Raw genomic sequence first — 5,800 nt, 5'->3', positions numbered from 1 at the left:
AGGAATGATTGTGTTTTATTTTTGCAATACAGAAATTGCAGAGAATTCTTGCCAGTCAGGAGGAAAGGGAAAATCAGAACGGTTTGAGACATTCCTTATTTTTACTGAGAGTTCTTGCCGGGAATGTTCCAGGCTGACAGCGTTTGCTGCCAGCCGACCAGGAAGGAATATCAGAACTGTTTGAGAATCTGCTCAACACTGTCGGTGGCATCACCAAATAGCATACGACTGTTCTCGCGGAAAAAGAGCGGGTTCTGAACACCCGCATAGCCGGTGGCCATCGAGCGCTTGAAGATGATCACCTCTCCCGCTTCCCAGACCCGCAATACCGGCATGCCGGCAATGGGGCTGGTTGGATCTTCGAAGGCCGCCGGGTTCACCGTGTCGTTGGCACCGATCACCAGAACCGTATCGGTATGTGCAAAGTCATCGTTGATTTCATCCATCTCTTCAACAATGTCATAAGGTACTTTTGCCTCGGCCAGCAGTACATTCATATGACCCGGCAGACGACCGGCCACCGGATGGATGCCGAAACGCACCTTGATACCGCGCTCCCGCAGCTTATTGACCAGGTCACGGACCGGGTGCTGAGCCTGGGCAACCGCCATACCGTAGCCGGGCGTAATAATGACACTGGAGGAGTTCTTCAGGCGTTCCGCCACTTCTTCTGCGCTGACTTCAGTATATTCACCCTGGTCACCACCTTCGATGATCGTCCCTTCTTCAGTACCAAAGCCACCGAGAATCACCGAAATAAACGACCGATTCATGGCCGCGCACATCAGGTAAGAGAGGATGGCACCGGAAGAACCTACCATGGCACCGGTAATGATCAGCAGGTTGTTGCCCAGCATAAAGCCGGTCATGGCTGCTGCCAGACCTGAGTAGGCGTTAAGCATGGAAACCACCACCGGCATATCGGCACCGCCAATTCCCAGCACCAGGGTGACACCAAAGGCAAAGGCCAGCAGGGTGACCAGCAACAGCGCCAGAATACTGTGCTGCTGTACATAGACAACCCCCATCAACACCGCCAGGGCAAGGATGGCCAGGTTGGTCCAGTGCTTACCGGGCAGTGATACAGGGCGACTGGAAATCTTGCCATGAAGCTTCAACGCCGCCACCACCGAGCCACTGAACGTCACCGCACCAATGATAATCCCGATAAAGATTTCATAGCTGTGAATCAACTGCTCAGTGGACATGACCAGGTCTTGCAGTTGACCGATCAGTGAGTCATTCACTTCCAGCGCACTGGCAAAACCGATCAGTACGGCTGCCAGACCACCAAAGCCGTTCAGTATGGCCACCAGCTGTGGCATCTCCGTCATCTGGACCTTAATCGCCAGATAAAGGCCAACAGCCGTACCCACAATCATACAGAGCGTGACCAGGGTAATACCGGCAATATGGGCATGGGCAAGGGTTGCCAGCACGGCAACCACCATACCGATGATGCCGTATATGTTGCCGTTTTTTGCCGTATCCTGTCGGCTAAGCCCAGCGAGGCTCATCACAAACATTAATGCAGCGACCAGATAAGCCGCTACCAGTAAACCTTCAGACATTGCGAGCGACTCCTGTTAATCCAGACGGAACATCTTGAGCATCCGCTGGGTAACAGCGAATCCACCAACAATATTGATGACAGCGACCGTGATGGCGATACCCGACAGTGCAAGTACAATATTGTTGTCACTGCCCATCTGAACCAGACCACCAACCACCACAATGCCACTGATGGCGTTGGTAACACTCATCAGTGGAGTATGCAAAGCAGACGTCACATTCCAGATGACGTAATAGCCGACAATGGACGCAAGGACAAAAACGGTAAAATGTTCCAGAAAACTGGTGGGGGCAGCGTTAGCCAGGCAACCAAAGAGAACAGCACCAACAGCCATCAGCACCGGCTTCAGCCAGGGTCTGGCCTTTTCCTCTTTCTCCGGTGCTTTAGCCACAACCGGTTCAGGCCCGGCAGCCGGGGCAGCACTGACGTTTACCGGAGGTGGTGGCCAGGTGATGCTGCCATCACGGATAACGGTCAGGCCACGGATCACTTCATCATCAAAGTTGATATCAATCTGTCCATCCTTGTTTGGACAGAGCAGTTTCAGCAGATTGACCAGGTTAGTGCCGTACAGTTGCGATGACTGGGTAGGCAAACGGCTCGGCAGATCGGTATAGCCAATCACTTTTACGCCATGGGCGAGGGTAATCTGATCCTTGACGGTGCAGGCGCAGTTGCCGCCGGCCTGGGCTGCCAGATCGACAATAACACTGCCGGGCTTCATCGCCTTGACCATCTCTTCGGTGATCAGCTTTGGTGCCGGTTTGCCGGGAATCAGCGCGGTCGTGATGATGATATCAACTTCTCTGGCCTGCTCCATAAAGAGGGCCATTTCGGCATCAATGAATGCCTGGCTCATCTCTTTCGCATAACCATCGGAAGAGTCCTGTTGTTCTTGCTCTTCTGATGAAAAGACCAGCTCAAGGAACTCCGCCCCCATGCTCTGAACCTGCTCTTTTACCTCAGGTCGGGTATCGAAGGCACGCACAATGGCACCCATACTGCCCGCCGCACCCAAGGCAGCGAGGCCAGCAACACCGGCACCAATGACCAGCACCCTGGCAGGCGGAATTTTACCGGCTGCGGTGATCTGGCCATTAAAGAAGCGGCCAAACTCATGGGACGCTTCAACCACCGCACGATAGCCACCAATATTGGCCATTGAGCTCAGGGCATCCAGAGACTGTGAGCGAGACAGGCGTGGTACGCTGTCCATCGCCAGAATGTTCACATTACGCTGGCTGAGCTTGTTCATCAGCGCTTCATTCTGGGCTGGCCAGATGAAGCTGGCCAGGGTAGCACCATCCTTAAGCAGAGCAATTTCATCATCAATTGGCGCGTTAACCTTCAGAATAATGTCTGAATTCCAGACATCATCACGATCAACTATCTGGGCACCCGCCTGAGTAAATGCGTCATCCTCAAAGCTTGCTTTTACCCCTGCACCCTGTTCAACGACGACGTCAAAACCGAGTTTTTGCAACTTTTCCACGGTATCGGGCGTTGCAGCAACGCGATTCTCGTTTTCCTGGACCTCTCCAGGGATCCCTATGCGCATAACGGTCACCGGAAGCTAAATTAATAGACAGCTGCTTCATAAGATCGAAACCCTCTACAGGCAACCGGCAACCTGTCTCAAGAGTCCTTCTCATTAATCAGGGCGCACATAGTAAGTGATTTTCTGACAAAGTGGTAATTAACAGTCGTTGTCGGTGGGATTACCTATTTGCTTCTACACCAAAAAAACGACAACTTTCACTAAAAGATTGGGCAACTTTAATAATCCACAGCTAATCTTCCACAGGAACCATCTACCGGGATTGAGTGATGAAACGTGCAGTTACTCTTGCTGCTACAGGGATACTGGCCATCAGCCTTGCTACGCCGGGCATGGGGAAAAAGCCCGATTCGGGCATCATGACGCTGATGAGTAACCAGGTAACCAACGGCAAATCCTTCCAGAGCCAGCAAATTTATAACCAGTGGGGTTGCACTGGTGAAAATACCTCACCTGAACTGAAGTGGAGCAACATACCCAAAGGAACGAAAAGCTTTGCCGTGACCATGTACGACCCCGATGCCCCCACAGGCAGTGGCTGGTGGCATTGGGTGGTGATCAATATTCCCGGCAATATTACCAGTCTGTCGTTAAATGCGGGTATGGAGGGTGGCAGGAATCTGCCCACAGGGGCCAGCATGTTGATGAATGATTATGGGTTTAAAGGCTATGGCGGTGCTTGCCCGCCACCAGACTCCGCGCCCCACGACTACCACATTACCGTTTACGCCCTGGATATCCCTGACCTGGATGAAAACAGTAGCGCAACACCCGCAATGGCCAGCTTTTATATTATGCAGCACACATTGGCCAAGGCAGTGCTCACTGCGCCCACCAATGCCCGATGACCAGGCATTGTCGTGAAATATCCAGTCAGGAAAAACGAGAAAGTTATTCCTGGTCTTCCCACTTCAAGCTCCGTTCTACCGCTTTCTTCCAGCCTTTGTACAGCCCTGTGCGCTGTTCTTCAGCCATAACCGGAGTATAAATACGATCGACACCGACCTTGTCCTTAAGCTCATCAATACTTTTCCAGAAACCAACAGCAAGGCCTGCCAGATAGGCGGAGCCCGCCGCTGTTGATTCAGTCACCGTAGGACGAACCACTTCCTTATTCAGAATGTCGGACTGGAACTGCATCAGAAAGTTATTGGCCACGGCACCACCATCAACACGAAGCTGTTTCATTGCAATACCGGCATCCTGCTGCATCGCTTCAATCAGATCACGGGATTGATAGGCAATGGCTTCCAGCGTCGCACGAACAATATGGTTACGGTTAGCGCCACGGGTCAGACCAAAAATCGCACCACGGGCATAAGGATCCCAGTATGGGGCTCCCAGACCCACAAAACCCGGCACTACATAAACACCATTGGTGTCTTTTACTTTGCTGGCAAAATATTCAGTATCCGCCGCATCACGAACCAGGCCAAGCTCGTCACGAAGCCACTGAACGGAAGCCCCACCCATAAAAACAGCACCTTCCAGGGCGTAATGCACCTTGCCGCCAATACCATAGGCAATGGTCGTTAACAGACCATGTTCAGACTTGACAGGCACCTTACCGGTATTCATCAACAGGAAGCAGCCTGTGCCGTAAGTGTTCTTGGCCATCCCCTTGTCATGGCACATCTGGCCAAACAGGGCGGCCTGCTGGTCACCGGCCATGCCTGCAACAGGAATCCGCGTTCCACTTTTACCGCCGATATTGGTCTTGCCATACACTTCAGAGCTGGACTTCACCTCAGGCAGCATACTGCGTGGAATACCCAACGCCTTCAGGATGGTGTCATCCCACTCAAGAAGGTTGATATCAAACAGCATGGTCCGTGAAGCGTTGGTCACATCGGTAACATGGGCACGACCATCGGTGAGCTTCCAGGTCAGCCAGGTATCCACGGTACCGAACAACAGGTCACCTTTTTCGGCTCGTTCACGGGCACCTTCGACATTGTCAAGAATCCACTTGATTTTCGTACCAGAGAAATAAGCGTCCAGAACCAGACCGGTCGTGTCACGAATATGAGCTTCCAGCCCGGCTTTTTTTAATTGTTCACAGATATCCGTCGTACGACGACATTGCCATACAATGGCGTTATAGACCGGCTGACCGGTCTTTTTATTCCAGACGACGGTGGTTTCCCGTTGATTGGTAATACCAAGGGCGGCAACTTCATCAGGGCGAATATTGGTTTTTGCCAGCACTTCGGTCAGCACCGAACTCTGGGTCGCCCAGATCTCCATCGGGTTGTGCTCAACCCAGCCCGGCTGAGGATAGTACTGGGTAAACTCCCGCTGGGAAGTGCCTGCAATTTCACCATCATGGTTAAAAATAATTGCTCGAGAACTGGTTGTACCCTGATCAAGAGAAACAATGTATTTCTTTTCAGTGGTCATTCTTTTGTCCTTGATTCCTTAACAGGGGAGGCTTTTTGATCTTAAATTCTTTTGCAAATAAACCAAAAAAACCACAGCAGGACCAGCTCTTCCGGGTCTGCTGTGGCAGGTCATCAGGTTTCAATCAGGCACCGTTCAGTCTTCATTTTTTGCCGGGGCGGGAACCTCTTCAAGCCTTACCACCGTGGACCAGTCCAGCGGGGCTCGGGTGAACGGGTTCTCACCATTGAGCAGGTAACTCTTGACAAGGCTGTCGTAATCAACATGGA

The 5,800-nt window shown here is 52.1% G+C and carries 4 protein-coding genes; 1 reads left to right on the top strand and 3 read right to left on the bottom strand.

Translation table 11 applies throughout. From position 1 onward, the window contains the following. Window positions 1-170 precede the first annotated feature (170 nt). Complete coding sequence (gene pntB / locus KDK13_RS10805; protein ID WP_257284979.1) at window positions 171-1,571, bottom strand: Re/Si-specific NAD(P)(+) transhydrogenase subunit beta; 1,401 nt, start codon at window positions 1,569-1,571, stop codon at window positions 171-173. Between the two features lie 15 nt (window positions 1,572-1,586). Next, window positions 1,587-3,131, bottom strand: a complete 1,545-nt coding sequence (locus tag KDK13_RS10800) for a Re/Si-specific NAD(P)(+) transhydrogenase subunit alpha (RefSeq protein WP_257284978.1) — start codon at window positions 3,129-3,131, stop codon at window positions 1,587-1,589. A 269-nt stretch (window positions 3,132-3,400) separates the two neighbouring features. Between KDK13_RS10800 and KDK13_RS10795 the strand changes: the two genes are divergently transcribed. Next, on the top strand, window positions 3,401-3,979 hold the full coding sequence (locus KDK13_RS10795) for a YbhB/YbcL family Raf kinase inhibitor-like protein (RefSeq protein ID WP_257284977.1): 579 nt from the start codon (window positions 3,401-3,403) through the stop codon (window positions 3,977-3,979). A gap of 43 nt (window positions 3,980-4,022) precedes the next feature. On the opposite strand, the gene glpK is transcribed toward KDK13_RS10795, so the two are convergent. After that, window positions 4,023-5,531 carry a glycerol kinase GlpK gene (glpK, locus tag KDK13_RS10790; RefSeq protein WP_257284975.1) on the bottom strand — a complete coding sequence of 503 codons (1,509 nt, stop codon included), beginning with the start codon at window positions 5,529-5,531 and terminating at the stop codon, window positions 4,023-4,025. Between the last annotated feature and the right edge of the window lie 269 nt (window positions 5,532-5,800).

The organism is Endozoicomonas sp. SESOKO1, from assembly GCF_024606265.1.
In the GTDB taxonomy this organism is placed as follows: domain Bacteria; phylum Pseudomonadota; class Gammaproteobacteria; order Pseudomonadales; family Endozoicomonadaceae; genus Endozoicomonas.
This window is presented reverse-complemented; position numbering and strand designations above follow the sequence as displayed.